Source organism: Neptunicoccus sediminis (genome assembly GCF_001719615.1).
In the GTDB taxonomy this organism is placed as follows: domain Bacteria; phylum Pseudomonadota; class Alphaproteobacteria; order Rhodobacterales; family Rhodobacteraceae; genus Amylibacter; species Amylibacter sediminis.
The window spans coordinates 118,906-135,352 of the sequence record NZ_MDVX01000003.1 but is presented as its reverse complement, the minus strand read 5'-3'; the positions used below and the strand labels follow the sequence as shown (position 1 = coordinate 135,352).

The following is a 16,447-nucleotide window of genomic DNA, read 5'->3' as shown; positions in this document are numbered from 1 at the left end:
AATCTTTGCTGCAATGCAGTAATACCGCGGGACTTTCCACGAAACAACATTATTTATCGGCACAACGGCTTTGCCATTTTGGAAACAGGTTAAAATACATGGATACCGCAGGATTAATGGTCGTTTTTGCGAAAGTTGTTGATAGCGGCAGCTTTTCAGGCGCCGCACGCAGTCTCGGGCGGACGCCCTCTTCGGTTAGCAAACAGATCAGCCAGCTGGAAGACCGGATGCACACACGGTTGCTGCACCGCACAAAGGACGGCATTCTGCTGACGGATACAGGGCGGGACTTTTACGCGAAATGTGCAGAAATTGCAGCTTTGGTGCGGGATGCCACCGAGGAAGTCGATGAGGCAGAAGGCCAACCCCGCGGCCTGTTGAAAGTCATTAGTTCGGTCGCTTTTGGCAAAGCCCGTCTAATCCCCCTGATGCCGGAGTTTCTGGACCTTTACCCCGAAGTATCGCTGCAGCTGGAACTGTCCGACCGGAGTGCGGATATTGAGGCCGAAGACCTTGATGCTGCGGTGCGCTTTGCCGAACAGATGGACAATCCCAACGTAATCGCGCGGCGGATCTTTACAAATGAGAGGGTGATTTGCGCCGCACCGGATTATCTTGAAAAATACGGGATGCCGGAAACGCTGGAGCAGCTGGCCCGGCACAACTGTTTGCAAGTTACCAAAATCCGGCGGCGCAATACATGGGAGATGATCGGACCGGACGGGCCGGAAAAGATTGAGGTGACAGGGAATTTCTTTGGCAATTCCGCCGATGTGATCTACCGCGGAACGCTCAACGGTTTGGGGGTGTCGCGTCTGTCCACCTTCATCGTGGATAAGGATCTACAGACAGGACGGCTGGTGCGCGTCTTGCCTGACTACGTGCAACCCCATGCGGATGTAGCGGTGATCTACGCCGAGAAACGGAACCTTGCGCCGAAAATCAGGGTGTTTGTTGATTTCCTGTCAGAGCGGTTGTCCCGTTAGGAGTGAGCGTGGGGAATTATGCTGCTGCGGATTGTTTAGGTGCGGCGTTGGGGATGAGTATTTCGGGAACATTGAAGCGGACAGAGCGCGGGGCGGAAAACGGGTGCACCGCTTGAAAAGGGGCGTTATGGATGGTTTTCAAATAAGGAATACACCATGACTGCCCCAAACACCCGCGGCCTGTTGAACTGGAGCCTGTTGCTGCTTCTTGGTATGATCTGGGGCGCGTCATTCATGGGTTCTAAATACGCGCTGACGGGGTTTGGCCCCTTCACCGTTGCCGCCATCCGGATCGCACTTGGCGCGGTGGCGTTGACGGTGATGATCTATGCGCTGGGGCGGCGATTGCCGGACTGGTCGGGTCCGAACGGCAAGCGTATCTGGTTGCACTGTCTTGGTATGGCGCTGTTTTCCAACGCCATTCCCTTTACGCTGCTCAGTTGGGGCCAGTTGCATGTAACCTCGGGCTTTGCGGGGATTACGATGGCGGTTGTGCCTTTGCTGGTATTGCCGCTGGCCTTTTTTCTGGTGCCGGGCGAGCAGACCAACCTGCGTAAAATCATCGGATTTTGTATCGGTTTTGCCGGCACAGTTGTGCTGATCGGCGTTGATGCACTGGATCTGTCGGGCCATGATCTGGAGGGGCTGGCACGGCTGGCCTGTGTTGGTGCGGCTTGTTGCTATGCTATCGGCTCTATCATCACGCGCCTGTGCCCGCCAGTGTCCAATATGGGGTTTGCAGCCGGTGCGCTATTGTTGGCAAGCAGTTTGATGGTGCCTTTGGCGCTTTTCATAGAGGGTGTTCCGGATGCCCCCGCCACCGAAGCGATTTGGGGGGTGATCTACTTGGGTCTGTTCCCGACCGCGCTGGCCACGATCATGCTGGTCACGGTGATTAACTCCGCGGGTCCGAGCTTTCTGTCTATGGTGAATTATCAGGTGCCGGTCTGGGCGGTTGTGTTTGGCGTGTTGCTGCTGGGTGAAACCCTGCCCGGTCGGTTTATCTGGGCGCTGGCGCTGATTCTGCTTGGACTTGCGATCAGTCAGGTTCGGTTCCGGCGGATCGTCTAGCAGCGCGTTAGGGCGGTTTTGATCGCTTCGGGTGAATAAGGGCCGAGCGTTTTGCGTTGAAAATTGCCATCCACAAAAGAAACCACCACGACCGAGGTCCGGCCTGCATCCGCGAGGATCATTTCGGGGCGCGCACCACAAAAGCGTAATCCACCGTCGATCTCCGTTTCACCAATGCTGTGATTGGTCACGTCGGAGATGCGCGCGATTTCTTGTAGGTCGCCTGCCCGATAGCTAAAAATCCGCAGTGTTTTAACGAGATGCGGGCGATCGACATAGGCCACGTCGAGCGTTCCGTCCCCGTCAAAATCCGCAATGCCTGCGGGGGCGAGCCAGCGAAAGCGTGTGCCGATGTAAGGCGTCGCAGCCCGCTTGCCCTCTGATCCGTAAATCGCAAGCTTTGCGCCTTTTTGCGGATGGGACTGGACGACAACAACCTCCGGAATGCCGTCGCCGTCAAAATCGGCAAGGCGCGGGACGGTGTCTTCAAAAACCTCAGATTGCAGCGCGATTTTATAGCTGTTCTGCGGATCATCTGCCTGCACCAACAGGCTGCCCCATTCCAAATCATCACCAAGCACCCCGTGGGGGTAGCGGGAGGTCGGGTTGATATAGCGGGCCGAGGTTCCTGCGAAACACTCTGCGCCCCCGCTTTGGCAGTATCGTTCTGCCGGTGGGCTTTGATCCTGCCCGAATACCGGAAGGCCGCCCAAGAGAACGGCCAGTCCAATAAATGTTGAGCGCAGGTTCAAATCCGTGTCAAATCTGTTTTTCCGGCATCTGGACAACCAGTCCGTCCAGATCGTCCGTCACCTTCAACTGGCACGTCAAACGAGAGCGTTCCGCATCCGGTTCCCAAGCGAAATCGAGCATGTCTTCTTCCATCGCATCCTTGGGCGGCAGCTTGTCTGTCCAGGCGCCGTCCACGTAAACGTGACAGGTTGAACAGGCGCAGGCCCCGCCGCAATCCGCCTCGATGCCCGGAATATTGTTATCGCGTGCGCCCTCCATGACGGTCAGGCCGTTTGCCACGTCAACTTCGTGCTTCGTCCCGTTGTGTTCAATATATGTGATCTTGGCCATGCTATCGGTCCCTTGGCTGGTCAGAGTCTGTCGCCGCCTTTTGTATCAGTGCAGGAACCGAGGGCCAGAGCTTTTCACGAAAACAGTCAGGTTTATTGCGTGTTGCGGCGAAATGTTCTATCTTTGTTCACATGCGAGATTCCCTACACTGGCCCCGTCCCCCCCATGCCCTGCCCCACGCCCGTCTGGGAGACCCACCCCAAGGGGCGTTAATCTGTGTAGCAGGGCTGGTTCTGGTGCGGCAGCGACCGGGCACAGCGAAGGGGGTTATTTTCATAACCCTCGAAGATGAAACGGGAATTTGCAATGTGATCGTCTGGCAGAATATTTACCAACGGTTCCGCCGGGCGGTTGTTGCAGGCCGGCTGTTGCGCGTGACCGGCAAAATCCAGCGGGACGGACAGGTGGTGCATGTAATCGCCCAACATATCGAAGATATTTCGGGCCTGCTCGACCGGCTGACCGGCCCCGATAACCCTATCGCAACAAAACCCGCCGAAAACGGAGCCTAACGCACAAAACGCTTGTTTTATTGGTCGGCCTGTCTAATTTCCAACAAAAAACGGACCGCAGATGACACGTCACAGGCAAATCCTTTCTCTGGCCACACTGGCTTTGCTGACCTGTGGAACCAGTGCACATGCGGGGCAGATCGTGTCCCGACTGACCCATCCTGATCATGCCAAACTCCCCGAAAACGCCGGACCAACCGATTGTTTCGGACATGAGTTCACACCAGCAGTAATTGAAACGATAACCGAAAAAATTCCGCTGAAACCAGCGCGTCTGGCGGTCGATCTGGAAACCGGCGAAACCACGGTCATTCGCAAGGCCACCTTCAAAACCATGACCATGCAGCGGATTGTAACCCCACGGAACGAGCAATGGTTTCCGGCGGTCTGCCCTCATAAATACACGGAAGATTTTGTGCAAAGCCTGCAGCGTGCCCTGCAAGCGCGGGGATTTTATTCCGGCGCTTTGACAGGCTGGATGGACGAGGAGACCAAAATCGCGGTCAAATTATACCAGCGCAAACTGGATCTCGACTCTCCGATCGTCGCCAAGGCCACTGCCGAAGAATTCGGGCTGGTGTCACACAGTGATTTTGACAAGTTGAAACAATAGGCGCCACCGCATTACGGTAGCGCCTAAACAATATTACTTGTCAAAGGCTTACGCGGCAAAGCTCTACTGATAATTCAGCAATTGATCCATAGATTGCGAAGGCTGGGAACAACCGGCCTCACCGACAATCTTGGCCGGAACACCGGCAACAGTCTTGCAGGGCGGTATCTCTTGCAGAACCACAGAGCCTGCCGCAATCCGACTGCAATAACCGATACGGATGTTGCCTAGCACTTTGGCCCCGGCGCCAATCAGCACCCCGTTCTCAATCTTGGGATGCCGGTCGCCATCTGCCTTCCCCGTGCCGCCAAGGGTCACGGAATGCAGCATGGAAACATTATCCCCCACCACAGCAGTTTCCCCGATAACAATCGAATGGGCGTGGTCGATCATAATCCCGCGCCCCACAACCGCGCCGGGGTGAATATCCACACCGAACACCTCGGAAGAACGCATCTGAAAAAACTGCGCCATCCCCTGCCGGTTGTTCGTCCACAACCAATGGGCCACGCGATAAACCTGAACCGCCTGAAACCCTTTGAAGAACAGGATCGGCTGGATCAGACGGTGACAGGCGGGGTCACGCTCAAACACCGCAGTCAGATCGGCCCGCGCTGCAGCGCCAAGGCTGGGGTCGCTGGCATAGGCTTCGTCAATCAGCTCTCGCAGGATCTGCGTTGGCATTTCGTCAGAAGAAATCTTCAACGCCATGCGATAGCTGAGCACTTTTTCAAGGGAGTTGTGGTGCAACACACCGGAATGGACAAGACCGCCGAGGATGGGCTCTTCCTCGACCATTTGCGCTGCATCGGTGCGGATACGGGACCAAACCGGGTCCAGTTCCGCGACTTTTGGGGCATTCTGTGTCATTTTGTGATCTCGCGTCATAGCTTGTTGCCTTAGACCTACGCGACAATTCCATGAAATACAATTTTGGATTTGTGATGACCTCCATCACAATATCGGGTGTTTTAACCACCCTGCCCCCCTAACCACTGGCGGCAGTTCCAGCGCGGAACGCCAGAACCGCCTCCAAAGCGCGGATCAAACATGCCCCGTAATCCGGATCATCAAGCCGCCGCTCTGCCGCTTTGGGCACCGACTGGCAGCAGGAGGACAAGGTGCCGTTCCCGTAAAGCGGATGGACACGGCCCTCCCGCGTGCGATAGCAGTCCGCGCGCGCGGTCAAAGCCACCAAGCGCCGCGCCGCCCGACCCTGCTCTGACGCTGGCAACACCAGCAAACAACAGGCCAGCGCGACAATATCCTGATGTAAAACAGCCCGCATGGACGTGCTCCTGACCCGTTAAACCTCGAAAGAAAGCGAAGACCTGACCCCAATCCCGAACTTCTCCGACACTTGCGCAACCTCGACACGAATAGCGCCCGTAGCGCCGTCCTCAGCCTGCATCGCCGCGGAATAGCTCCATTGCGCGGATGCGACCATCTCGCGACGCAAAAGATCCTCACCACTCTTAACATCCACGCGGTACTGCTCCCGCGCCTCTCCCAAAGGAACGTCAAGCCCCTCCCAACTGTCCCCGTCGATCCGCGTACGCCTGATCCAGCTTATGTGGATCGTATCCGCACCGTCACGCCGGCCCCGCAGATGCACCGGAGACAACGGTCGCAATGCCACCAGATCGAATGACTCGGTTTGCGTCTTGTAAGTCGGATCACCCACAGGTTTTCCAGCCGGACCGCTGCGATAATATTTCTCAATCCCGCGATCTGCGTCCCTGTGCTGCAATTGGTCGGGTATGCGCTCCAGAAACACCAGTTCGGATCCCTGCGGCCAAACCTCCGGCATCTCTGCGTCACTGCCCAATTGCCCGCGCAACAATCCCCGCAGGATGTAGCTGCCATCGCCCTGAAGCGCGGCATCGCGGTACTGAAATACCTCCCAACCCGCCGCATCGCCTGTCCCGATCGCAACGCCGTTGGAACCGTTCAGCACGTCCAGCGCACTGCGCCCCTCCAAAGCACCGTGAGAGATCCTCACACGGACCGCGTTTACCTCATCCCAAAGCCCCACCGGACCACTGCGAAGCTCCGTCAGCGTGCGTCCCATCTTGGTCGGCGTTTCTACCATCGTATCAAGCCTATAGCCGTCATCACTGGCAGATTTGTACACCGCCACCCCATCGGGCCATGGCGATCCTTCGGCCACCACATAAGGGGCCGTAGAGTCCTGATCCGTCTCCAACATCGGCAGATCCAGAAAGCGCAGCATAACACCCCGCGCAGATTGCAAAGCGGAAACCGTCCCGATGGTAGAGCTTGCGTCTTTCTGTTTATAAACAGACTGCTCGACCCGTACTGCCTCCACCTGTCGCGCGCCCTGCTCCGCAATCCGCTCGATCCGGTAGGTCGCATCCGTGCCCCCATCATCCAGCTTGAACACATCCCCGGCAACCACCCCCTGCACGCTTGGCGGCAGGGTCAGTTTCACCTCGTCCTGCGCCACCCGCGCCGAAACCAGCCAGCGGCTCGCCAGATTGCGCCCCGACCCCGGCCGCAGCGCCACAGGCAGCGACACATGTGACGTGGCGCGGCTGTCGTCATCCGCCAAAATAAACTCGGATGTGGCAGTCTGGTAGTCCCGCGTTTCATCCCAGAACGACACGCGCACACGGCCTGCGGTTTCCGCTTCGGGCGCACGGGTCTTAGCCACAACCGGATCCGTCCCCGCCACAACTAGATCCATTGGGACGGCAGTAAAGGCAATTTGCTCGCTCCGGTTCTTGAAAACCAGCTTGCCGTCTACCTCTGCACAGGAAAAATCAAACGCCAGCATAAGGGGCTGCAGGCTCTGGCGTCCACTCTCGACCGAAGTCATGGCAAAGCCGATGGTCGAACCATAAAGCTCTGACACATCAATGTCCTGCAGTCCCGAAATCTCACAGACTTCCGATACAATCGCGCCCAGCGACTGATCTGAAAACCGCCCCGTGATCCAATGCCCCCGCCCGTGATTGTCACCATCGCTCCACACGTCCAGACGGTTGGGAAAATCCGGCCAGGGCCGCGCATCCCACGCCCAGACATGACTGTTTACAATATCCACCATTGGCCCGAAGTACACGTCCGACACCGGATTATTGTCACGATCCAACCAGTACCCGTAAGTCGCGCGCAGATAGTGAGCCTGCATCAGCGTATCAACCGAGCCGTCGGAATAATACGGCAGGGCAGATTCCGATGATTTCGGGTCAAAGAACACATTCGGCTGGTTCGCGCCTTTATCCACCGCAGGACATCCCAACTCGGTAAAGCGGATCGGTTTGGATTTGCGCTGCCAACTGGTCGGAACACTCTGCCGGACGCCGCCCAAGCGGTTGTAATGCTCCTTGCTCCACCAACTTAGCAAATCTTTGTAGCGGAACACCCAAGGCTCCCCATAGGCGCCATCAGTGATGGGAATGCGATCCTGCGCATCCCGCCCCGCTGCATCCGCGTAATACCAGTCAAACCCCTCCCCACCCGCGACATTCTTGCGTAGATAGTCCACGGAATAGATGGACCCTTCGCCCTCATCCAGATGCCCCAACTCATCCCGCCAGTCCGCCAGCGGCATGTAATTGTCGATCCCGATATAGTCGATCTCAGCCTGCGCCCACAGCGGATCGAGATGGAACAACACATCCCCCGATCCGTCCGCCGGATGATAGCCGAAATATTCCGACCAATCCGCCGCATAGCCGATTTTGACCTCCGGCCCCAAAATCGCCCGCACATCCTGTGCAAGCTGCTGCAAGGCCAGCACAGCGGGAAAACTGTCCACACCATCCCGAATCCGCGTCAAACCGCGCATTTCCGATCCGATGTTAAAGGCCTCGACCCCGCCCGCCGCGAGACACAGATAGGCGTAGTGCAAAATGAACCGGCGATAGCTCCACTCCGCCGGACCAGTGTAAACCACTGCCCCGTCAACCACCGAAAAATCCGCAACATCAGCATTCCCGAAGAAGGCCGCGACCTCTGCTGCCGCCGCTGGCGTTTTGTCACTGGTGCCGTCCTGATCCGCCGCCTTCGCCGTGGTAATCCGGCCCCGCCAAGGCATAACAGGTTGATCCGGATTATCCGAATAGGGATCGGGCAAGCCGTTTTCTTCCTGTATATCCATCAGGATAAACGGATAAAAAACAACATCCTGCCCTGCCTCCTTAATGTGTTTGATCGCTTCCAAAACAGCCCCGTCTGCAGGCGTCCCCCCATAGGCAGGCCGGTCCCCGTCAAAGCTCACCAATCCGGCCGCATTGCGCGGGACGCCGGACACCACCCAAGGCATCGGATCGCCATCCACTTCGGTTTGCTCTACACGGGGCGTCAGGGCGCAAGTCCCACACCGCAGGTCATCCCCGAACCAGCTCACCACCAGCGATACCGACGCAATATTGGGCACGTCCTGCGCCAGATCCTCCAGCGCATGCACGAGATCGGTCTCCCCCCGCGGAGAGTTCACATTGGCAAACGCCCCGTCTCCGAAATCACCGGGATATTCAACCGGCGTCACCGCCAGAGAATACTCGCCCGTTCCCGGAATAAGGCAAACGCCGGTAATGTCGCGCGAAGGATCATCCAAAGTACCATGCTCGGGCTGTGCCTTGCGAAAGACCTCAAAGTTGAACTGCGGAATCCGGTTGCCAAACGGCCCGAGATCAAGATCCTCAAACACAATATAAGCCGTCCCGCGATAGCTCGGCGCATTCTCCAGCCCCTCAATCGCGGCAATGGTCGGATCAGGCGCCTGCGTCTCGTCGCCGGAATAAAACGCAATCGACAGACCGTCGCGGCTGACCTCCTGCCCGTCCGCCCAAATCCGCCCGATCTTCTCAACAACACCCTCGCCCAGCGCGAAAGCCACATTTACCGTGTAGGAATAGGATTTGGTCGTCACACGCGCCCCGCCAGAGCCCTTGCCACCGCCAGAGGTCTGCGTATTGACGTGCTCTTCAAAGCGACTTGACCAGATCAGATGCCCTGCAATCCGCGCACGGCCCATCACCCGTGGCACGGCCGCACCCTCGCTCACCCCTTGCAACCTAAAACTCTCCAGCCGTCCGGTCTCAACCACCTGACTGCCGCTGCCAAGAATCTTCTGGTCAATCACCCCGCCAAGGCTCGCCCCGACCGCCTTGCCAATCGCCGCCCCCGTCAGACCCAGCACAGTGCCCCCGAAGGTGCCACCGATCGCAGCACCCGCTGCTGATAACAGTATCGTCGCCATTAGCCCCTCCTCTCGGGAAATTCGAATTGCGCTACAATCCGGCGGGACCAAGCACTGGTCAGAGGCGTTTCAACCACCCCCTTGCCGCTATAGGCATGTAAAACCGTCGGCAGCCCTGTCCGGGTCGCCGCTAAAAAACCAAGATGTTTCGCCACCCCGTGCCGCCGCATCCGGAACAACACCACATCACCCGCGCGTTCAGGACGGACAGGCACTGTCACCAGATGCCGCCGCGCCGCACGCCACAGCCGTTCCTGCCCCGAAGGCTCGGACCAATCCGCAGTATAGGCAGGGATCGCTTCAGGTTCCGCCCCAAGCACCTCGCGCCACACACCACGCAACAGCCCCAGACAGTCTGTCCCCTGTCCCTTCACACTGCTTTGATGTCGATAAGGCGTACCGATCCAGCCCCGCGCCGCTGCAAGGATCTCTTCGCGCATCTGCGGAGTCATCTATTCGCGCCGTGCGCCGTCCATCGGACGTCCTGCAATCGGATAAGTCAGGCTGAAATCCTCACCGGGCATATGGGGAAAGCCGCGAAAATTGAGAAAGTTACCGAATTTCTCGCGGCAGGTTCCGGCCTGCTTGTCGCACCCTGCGTGCAAGCGGATACGATCACCGTTCCCAATCGGAAAACGGGTTTCTTCCCATAGCTCTATCACGTGAACCGGCCCGCGTCGGTAATCTACTTTTACCAGCCCTTCGGCACCTGCGTTTTCCCCGCTTAACCACGTGACCTTGCCCAGCGCGAACCAATCTTCCTCAAATGCGTCAAGATGTTTCAACTCTATCACACGGCGCCCCTTGGACGTATCCACCACATCTTCCGCCACCAGCCCTTCGGCAAACAGGTCTACACCGCATTTCCCATCCCCGAGCATCCTGTCACACTGGCGCAGATAGGTCCGCCCCACAGGTTTGTTCAATGCTTCGCTCAAACCGCGCAGCTCCGCCTCAAAAGCGCCGTTCCCCCGACGCACCTCTCCGATGGTGCCACGAAACTGCAGGATCGTCTGCTCGGGGTTCTGCCAGTTCACCAGCCAGTGACACACCTCCGCCCCGTCAAACCGCCCGGTTTCAATATCAAGATCACTGATCCCAAGCGAAGTCAGCGCGCCCACAGCCTGCGAGTTATCAACCGCCAGCCCCGTAGAACTCTCCACCGCAGTCGCATCCATCCCCGAGGCCGCCTCACACAGCACACCTTCAACCAGCACATCACCGTCATGATCGGTGAACCCGAACACACGCCCGTCCCTGCGCCGCACCACCCAGGCCCGACACAGCGTTGTTGCACCCCCGTCCAGATGCGATTGCAGCAGCTCTCCAATTGCCCGCATCAGACCCGCACCTCCACAATGGGAACACTCGGCACAGATCCGGCGGCAAAACCCGCCATGCTCATTTCCAAACGATCCGTGTCAAAGCGCACAGGCACATCAAAGGCAAAACCCGCCGTCACCAGTGCCGCTTCGGGCGGCGCCTCGTAAAAGCGGATCACGCCAGAGGTATAATCCACATCAAAATGCTCCCCCTCAAAGACTTGCGCACCGCCAATCCCGACCGACACAGTGCCCTCCACCGGCTTGGAAATCGCGCGGCAATATGTGGTCTCCCCCGACCTGTAGGTTTTGCACAATGCAATATCCAACGTCACACTATCCCCCACCGCAATCTCCTGATCCGCAAACGCGGGCTCCCGCGAAGCCAGACAGCTTTTGCAGTCGGTCCAGTCCTTCCAGCGAAACCCGAACAAACGCCCCCGCCGCGCCTCAAAGAACGCGATCACAGCCTCCAGATCGTCGGTAGAGCGCATAGCAACCCCCGCATCATAACGCCGCCGCGCATGGGCCCAGGGGCTGTTACGCTCCTCGTAACCGCTGTTCAGCGTCACAATCTCCGTGCGACGCTCCGGTCCGCCGGTTGACCCGAACGACAAGCCGGCGGGAAATCTGACTTCATGAAAGTTCAAAATATGCTCTCCTAAATGTTCCGGTTGCCACGGGCGATGGCCCGACGGATCCCTGCCGCCACTTGCGTCTGGGACCGCGTAAAGCTCTCGGCGTCAGGCGTCGTAATGTTCATGGTGATATTGACCGCAGTACCGCCGCCAGCCCCCTCAACACCCAGCCGCCCGTCCGCCCCGCGGCGCAGCGGCATTATCGCTTCGGGTCCGGCCTCGCCCATCAATCCGGTGCCACCCCGCATGGGAAATAACGTTGGCCCGCTCACCACCCCCCCTTTGGCAAAGGCGGTCTGCCGCCCCCCGACAAAGGCATTGCCATTGGCGCTCGGGAAAATATTGCCAAGGATCGAATTGACGCCGCCGCTCAACACGCCGCCGATCGCATCCGTCACAGGAGACATCGCCTGATTGAACGTGCTCCGGATCATCCGCTGCGCCAGTGTCTCCAGCACATCGGAAAACTTCGCCCCCTCAAGGACCACATCCCCGAACGCTCCCCGCAGCCCCTTAGACAAAGAGCGCGACAAGCCCTGTGCCTCCCGCTCTGCCAGCGAGATACTCGTCTGCATCCCGCCCAACTCCCGCTGGAAAACGGCCGACATTTGCGCCGTGGCAGCAATGTTCCCCTCCAGAGACTGTAGCTGGTTGTCCAGCGCCTCCAGATCAGCGTTATATTCACTCATGCTTGGTCCTCTCTGTTGGTCTTAGGTATCGGGAAACTGCGCACATAGCGCATCAAGCTGCGCGCGCCCGAGCCGTGGCGTGCCCCCCGGCGTCACCCCTGCCATCATCATTAGCTCCACCGGCGTCAGTCCCCAAAACTGCGCCGGCAATAACCGCAACTGCCCCAGCCCCAGCGCCATCAGTCCTGCCCAGTCAATCATCCGTCGTCTCCGGCAGGGTAAAGGTCAGCCGCAGCAACATGCCTGCTGCCCGCGCAGCCCCCATCGCGCCCCCTGCAATCTCCGCCCGCTTCAAATCATCCTCGCTGCCTTCCCATCCAGCCCCCGTCAAACCGGCCCAGAGCAAGGCAATCAGATCGTCCGTTGTGAAACGCCCCTGCTCGAACCGCTCAATCAGCGGCAACAGCCCCCCGACCCCAAGCCGCGTCTCAAGAGCCGCCAAAGCCCCGAGACTCAGCCGCATCACACGCTCGACACCATCCACCGTCAGCGCGACCTCTCCGCGATAAGGATTCCCCATCAAATTGCCGAAAACGCCAGCGCACCCGCCGAAGCAAAGGCCATTTCATAGGTCGCTTCCCCGTCAAACTGACCCGCATACTCCAACGAGGTGATCTGGAAGGCCCCCTCAACAATGCCGAAATCCGGGATCACCACCTGAAAATCCGGTATCTGCCCGTCAAAGAAAATCTGCCGCGCCCGCTCGTCGGTATTGTCATCACGGAACACACCCGATCCGCTGATACTCGCGGTTTTCACACCGCCCCCCGCCAACAACTCGCGCCAGCCACCCGTGCTGTCCAAAGCCGTCACATCCACCGTATCCGTGTTGAACGAAATACGGGACGCCCGCAGCCCCGCCAATGTTTCAAAGGTTCCAGCATTGTCCATATCCACCTTGATCAGCAGATCTTTCCCGTTCTGTGCCGCCATAACTTTCTCCTAAATCCTGTGTTTTTCTAAGAACCGACCCGCAGGAGTCAGCTATCCTCAACGAAGGCGCGGAATTTCAGACGGATCTGCCGCTGTTCCGGACTGCCCTCCCGCACCGCGCGGGCAGCACGAAATGACAGCGAAATTAGCCGTCCGCGCGTCAGGGCAATCTCCGCCCCGATCACCGCATCACAAACCGCCGCCGCCACCTGTTTTGCCGCTGCAAATCCCGCCGCCGAGGACACCACGCGAATATCCAGATCATGCAGGGCCGCGCCCGCCGAACCGCTGGACTTGTCGCGCACCTGCTCATCCCCGAGCGTTACATAAAGATCCGGTATCGCTCCGCTTGGCGGCGCATCGAAAATATGCTCCCCCACCAAAGCACTCACTGCGCCGTCCCCTGTTAACGTTTGATAAACCCCCTGTTGAAGCGCATGAGAAACCGCATAAGTCACGTCAGCACCTCCTCACGGGTCCAGCACAAAAGATACAGCCCCGCACTGTCATGCTCGGCTACCGATTCAATTCCGTAAATCCGGCTCCCCTCAACAAACCGCTGCCCCGGCATCGGTCGCTGCGGATCACCCTGTGGCGCACCACGCACAATGATCCTGTGCCGCTCTAACGCGGTGGTCCCCGCCGACACTTCTGTCACCCGCACACTGCGCATCTGCACATCGGCCCAGACCTCTCCCAAGGCCACCCAGTCCCGCGCAAAACCGCCCGCGCCATCGGAAATCCGCTGCCGCCGCTCCAGTGTCAAACGCCGGTTCAATTCCACCTTCCGCTTCATCTAGACGCCCCCCAACAGGCGCACCTTGCGAAACCGCTCCAGCAAGGACAGGATCGCCGGCGGCAAACTGGCCCCCTCACGGCTCGCACGGTGCTCGTAAAACTCTGCCGCGAGCATCAGAACCGCCCGCGCAAGATCAGGCGGTAAGTCGCTCCACAACGGGCCGTATCCGGCGGTAAAGGTAATCTCTGCGCTGCCCGTCTCGGGAATAACCGCCAGCGCCAGCCCCACCGCCACCAAAGCAGGGCTCTGACTGTCCCGCTCCAGATGGTAGGTTTCCGGCGGCACCACCGCCTCAGCACCCGCCCGATCTACCAGTGTCACCGCATCCACAGATTGCACCGGACGCACCGGCAGAACCTGCCGGTCGTAATGCCGCCACCCCGTCAGCGCCCAGTTATAAGACTTCTCCAACAGCACAAGCCCTGTGCGCCCTTCCACAGCGCTGATCGCTGCACGCAGATAGGCCTCTAAAAGATCATCCTGCTCTGCGCTGCTGGAAAATCCCGTCCCCAGCCGCAAATGATCCTTCAGTAACGCCAAAGGCAGCGATCCGCTCGGAACGCTGGTAAGTTCGGTCAAAATCATAAGCGTATTCTCCCAATACGGATCATAAATCATTAAATTGATGTGCGCGGGCCGGCCGGACGGAGGACAGCAGAGCCAGCCCGCAGCACATCAGGAACGACGAAGAAAGACCCCGTCGCACCATCCCTGAACGGGATCTCTTCTACGGTTTAGGAAACTGCAAACTTCAGAAGTTTGATCGCCGCAAAATCGCTTACATCACCGCCGACACGCTTGGTGGCGTAGAACAGAACATGGGGTTTCGCGCTGAACGGATCGCGTAAAATCCGCAGATCAGGCCGCTCCGCCACCGTGTAACCGGCCGCAAAATCTCCAAAGGCGATGGCATTGGCCCCGCTGGAAATATCCGGCATATCCTCGGCCACCAGCACCGCATAGCCCATCAGACGCGCAGGCTCTCCCGCAGCCAGCCCGTCCGACCACAAGAACCGACCGTCCGCATCCTTCATCTTGCGCACCGCACCAGCCGTCTTGGAATTCATCACAAAGGTCGCATTCGCGCGGTAACGGGCCCCCAACGAATACACCAGATCGACAATCGCATCCGCCGGATCAAGCGCCGCAAAATCCCCGTCCGCACCCGTTGCCACATAACCAAGGTTTCCCCAGCTCCAACTGTCATTAACAACCGCCGGATAGGTCAAAAAACCTGTCGGCTTGTCCACCCCGTCACCAGACACAAAAGCCACGCCCTCCGCACGGGAAAACTTGTCTGCAATCCGCGCGGCCAGCCAGCCCTCCACGTCAAAGGCACTGTCATCCAGCAACCGCTGCGAGGCTTTGGGCAGGGCCGACAATTCGTGCAACGGAATGGAAATCCGCTCCACCTGCGGCGTTGAAGTCTCAGAGGCCGAACCCGTTTCGCTCGCCCATCCCGCACCCAGTTCTGTGTGATCGACCAGCACATCATAGGCCGTGGACTCCACCGCCACCACATTGGCAACAGACCGGATCGACGCCGTAGCATGCAGCACCCCGGCAATCTGATCCGCCGTCTGGGGATCAACCAGATAGCCCCCATCGCCGGAAACCGCCGTGGACAGCGCCTTTTCTTCCACATCCAGCGCACGCATTCCGTCATCGTCACCGCTCCGCAGATAAGCCGCAAACGCCTTCTTATGGGGCACCTCGACCTCGGCTACAGCGGACAATACGGGGCGCCGCGCGCCAGTGTTCTTACGTTCCAGCATGTTCAATCTCTTTTCCTGTTCTAGAAGTCGGTTTTTCAAATCGCTATTCACTTTGGTTACGTCCTGTAGAAAATCTTCCATCGCTGCCTTCACCTGAAGCGAGGGCATGGATTTGGCCTCTGGCCCGCCTTGCGGCGCGGGGGTGGTTGATGTGCTCATGATCAATCCTGTGCTGTTGTTGAAACTGATGTTAAAAATTTGAATAAATCTCTGTCCGACCTCAGGCCGATAACTGTGTTTTCGCTGCATGGAGCGAGGCAATCAGCTCTTCTGCCAGCGCATTTTCTGCCTTGCCCGCCGGATCGACCCGCGCCTCCGGAAGCATCGGGAACGTCACAAGCGAAACCTCCCAAAGATCGAGTTCATGCAACAAACGCGCGCCGTTTGCGGATTTCTCGGCGCGAATTGTTCGATACCCAATAGACAGCCCTTCAATCGCGCCGGCCTTGATCAACGCCAAAGCCTCAGCGCCAGCCTGAACTTCTGCCAGAATACGCCCTTTGACGAACAGACCCTTGTCGTCTTCGCGCACCTCTTCCCAGACCCCGATAGGGCGGCCCGGATCATGCTGCCAAAGCATTTTCACCCGCCGCCCTTCCAGCGACATCGCCTTCAGACTGCGCCCGTAAGCGCCTCTCTGCACCACATCGCCACCTTGGTCCGAAGCCCCGAACACCGACGCATAGCCCGAGATTTCACATCCCTGCGACACATCAATGCCCGCCTCAAACCGGCAAAACTTCCTCTCCAGCGCACCAGCGCCGTCACCATTTCCCATACCGTTTCCCTTGATTTG

Annotated in this window: 21 protein-coding genes; 4 read left to right on the top strand and 17 right to left on the bottom strand. The window is 58.6% G+C overall.

Features of this window, described 5'->3' with window-relative positions:
* Positions 1 to 98: 98 nt before the first annotated feature.
* Together BFV97_RS07100 and BFV97_RS07095 are read left to right on the top strand one after the other, a co-directional pair.
* Positions 99 to 986, top strand: coding sequence for a LysR family transcriptional regulator (locus BFV97_RS07100; RefSeq protein ID WP_069299650.1), 888 nt, complete (start codon positions 99 to 101; stop codon positions 984 to 986).
* A gap of 156 nt (positions 987 to 1,142) precedes the next feature.
* Complete coding sequence (locus BFV97_RS07095; protein ID WP_069299649.1) at positions 1,143 to 2,057, top strand: DMT family transporter; 915 nt, start codon at positions 1,143 to 1,145, stop codon at positions 2,055 to 2,057.
* Here the strand turns inward: BFV97_RS07095 and BFV97_RS07090 are convergent.
* Positions 2,054 to 2,809 carry an FG-GAP repeat domain-containing protein gene (locus tag BFV97_RS07090; RefSeq protein WP_245667645.1) on the bottom strand — a complete coding sequence of 252 codons (756 nt, stop codon included), beginning with the start codon at positions 2,807 to 2,809 and terminating at the stop codon, positions 2,054 to 2,056. The genes BFV97_RS07095 and BFV97_RS07090 overlap by 4 nt on opposite strands.
* Before the next feature lie 7 nt (positions 2,810 to 2,816).
* The gene (locus tag BFV97_RS07085) at positions 2,817 to 3,140 is read right to left on the bottom strand and encodes a 2Fe-2S iron-sulfur cluster-binding protein (RefSeq protein WP_069299648.1); all 324 of its coding nucleotides are present in this window, start codon (positions 3,138 to 3,140) and stop codon (positions 2,817 to 2,819) included.
* Positions 3,141 to 3,271: 131 nt separating this feature from the next.
* Between BFV97_RS07085 and BFV97_RS07080 the strand changes: the two genes are divergently transcribed.
* Together BFV97_RS07080 and BFV97_RS07075 are read left to right on the top strand one after the other, a co-directional pair.
* Entirely contained in the window at positions 3,272 to 3,652 is a 381-nt protein-coding gene (locus tag BFV97_RS07080; protein WP_069299914.1) for an OB-fold nucleic acid binding domain-containing protein, read from the top strand.
* Between the two features lie 61 nt (positions 3,653 to 3,713).
* A complete protein-coding gene (locus BFV97_RS07075) occupies positions 3,714 to 4,265 on the top strand; it encodes a peptidoglycan-binding domain-containing protein (RefSeq protein ID WP_069299647.1) in 552 nt (183 codons plus the stop codon).
* A 63-nt stretch (positions 4,266 to 4,328) separates the two neighbouring features.
* Here BFV97_RS07075 and cysE read toward each other — a convergent pair whose 3' ends face one another.
* From cysE to BFV97_RS07000, 15 genes are all read right to left on the bottom strand, one after another.
* Positions 4,329 to 5,135 carry a serine O-acetyltransferase gene (cysE, locus tag BFV97_RS07070; RefSeq protein ID WP_069299913.1) on the bottom strand — a complete coding sequence of 269 codons (807 nt, stop codon included), beginning with the start codon at positions 5,133 to 5,135 and terminating at the stop codon, positions 4,329 to 4,331.
* A 118-nt stretch (positions 5,136 to 5,253) separates the two neighbouring features.
* Positions 5,254 to 5,553 (bottom strand): DUF7742 family protein, encoded by a 300-nt coding sequence (locus BFV97_RS07065; protein ID WP_069299646.1) that lies wholly within the window; start codon positions 5,551 to 5,553, stop codon positions 5,254 to 5,256.
* Between the two features lie 18 nt (positions 5,554 to 5,571).
* Entirely contained in the window at positions 5,572 to 9,495 is a 3,924-nt protein-coding gene (locus BFV97_RS07060; protein WP_069299645.1) for a baseplate multidomain protein megatron, read from the bottom strand.
* A complete protein-coding gene (locus tag BFV97_RS07055; protein WP_083225550.1) occupies positions 9,495 to 9,947 on the bottom strand; it encodes an NlpC/P60 family protein in 453 nt (150 codons plus the stop codon). Before BFV97_RS07055 ends, BFV97_RS07060 begins: the two co-directional genes overlap by 1 nt.
* A complete protein-coding gene (locus tag BFV97_RS07050; protein ID WP_108721650.1) occupies positions 9,948 to 10,835 on the bottom strand; it encodes a DUF2163 domain-containing protein in 888 nt (295 codons plus the stop codon).
* Positions 10,835 to 11,467: a DUF2460 domain-containing protein gene (locus BFV97_RS07045; protein WP_069299644.1), complete on the bottom strand. Its 633-nt coding sequence runs from the start codon at positions 11,465 to 11,467 to the stop codon at positions 10,835 to 10,837. The genes BFV97_RS07050 and BFV97_RS07045 overlap by 1 nt, the downstream gene beginning before the upstream one ends.
* A gap of 11 nt (positions 11,468 to 11,478) precedes the next feature.
* On the bottom strand, positions 11,479 to 12,144 hold the full coding sequence (locus tag BFV97_RS07040; RefSeq protein WP_069299643.1) for a phage tail tape measure protein: 666 nt from the start codon (positions 12,142 to 12,144) through the stop codon (positions 11,479 to 11,481).
* A gap of 21 nt (positions 12,145 to 12,165) precedes the next feature.
* Positions 12,166 to 12,345 carry a rcc01693 family protein gene (locus BFV97_RS07035; protein ID WP_069299642.1) on the bottom strand — a complete coding sequence of 60 codons (180 nt, stop codon included), beginning with the start codon at positions 12,343 to 12,345 and terminating at the stop codon, positions 12,166 to 12,168.
* On the bottom strand, positions 12,338 to 12,664 hold the full coding sequence (locus tag BFV97_RS07030; RefSeq protein ID WP_069299641.1) for a gene transfer agent family protein: 327 nt from the start codon (positions 12,662 to 12,664) through the stop codon (positions 12,338 to 12,340). Before BFV97_RS07030 ends, BFV97_RS07035 begins: the two co-directional genes overlap by 8 nt.
* Positions 12,664 to 13,077, bottom strand: a complete 414-nt coding sequence (locus BFV97_RS07025; RefSeq protein ID WP_069299640.1) for a phage major tail protein, TP901-1 family — start codon at positions 13,075 to 13,077, stop codon at positions 12,664 to 12,666. The genes BFV97_RS07030 and BFV97_RS07025 overlap by 1 nt, the downstream gene beginning before the upstream one ends.
* Before the next feature lie 47 nt (positions 13,078 to 13,124).
* Complete coding sequence (locus BFV97_RS07020; protein WP_069299639.1) at positions 13,125 to 13,535, bottom strand: DUF3168 domain-containing protein; 411 nt, start codon at positions 13,533 to 13,535, stop codon at positions 13,125 to 13,127.
* On the bottom strand, positions 13,532 to 13,873 hold the full coding sequence (locus tag BFV97_RS07015; RefSeq protein WP_069299638.1) for a head-tail adaptor protein: 342 nt from the start codon (positions 13,871 to 13,873) through the stop codon (positions 13,532 to 13,534). The genes BFV97_RS07020 and BFV97_RS07015 overlap by 4 nt, the downstream gene beginning before the upstream one ends.
* The gene (locus BFV97_RS07010; protein ID WP_069299910.1) at positions 13,874 to 14,461 is read right to left on the bottom strand and encodes a head-tail connector protein; all 588 of its coding nucleotides are present in this window, start codon (positions 14,459 to 14,461) and stop codon (positions 13,874 to 13,876) included.
* A 149-nt stretch (positions 14,462 to 14,610) separates the two neighbouring features.
* On the bottom strand, positions 14,611 to 15,810 hold the full coding sequence (locus tag BFV97_RS07005; protein ID WP_069299637.1) for a phage major capsid protein: 1,200 nt from the start codon (positions 15,808 to 15,810) through the stop codon (positions 14,611 to 14,613).
* Positions 15,811 to 15,871: 61 nt separating this feature from the next.
* Positions 15,872 to 16,429: an HK97 family phage prohead protease gene (locus tag BFV97_RS07000; protein ID WP_069299636.1), complete on the bottom strand. Its 558-nt coding sequence runs from the start codon at positions 16,427 to 16,429 to the stop codon at positions 15,872 to 15,874.
* Positions 16,430 to 16,447 lie beyond the last annotated feature (18 nt).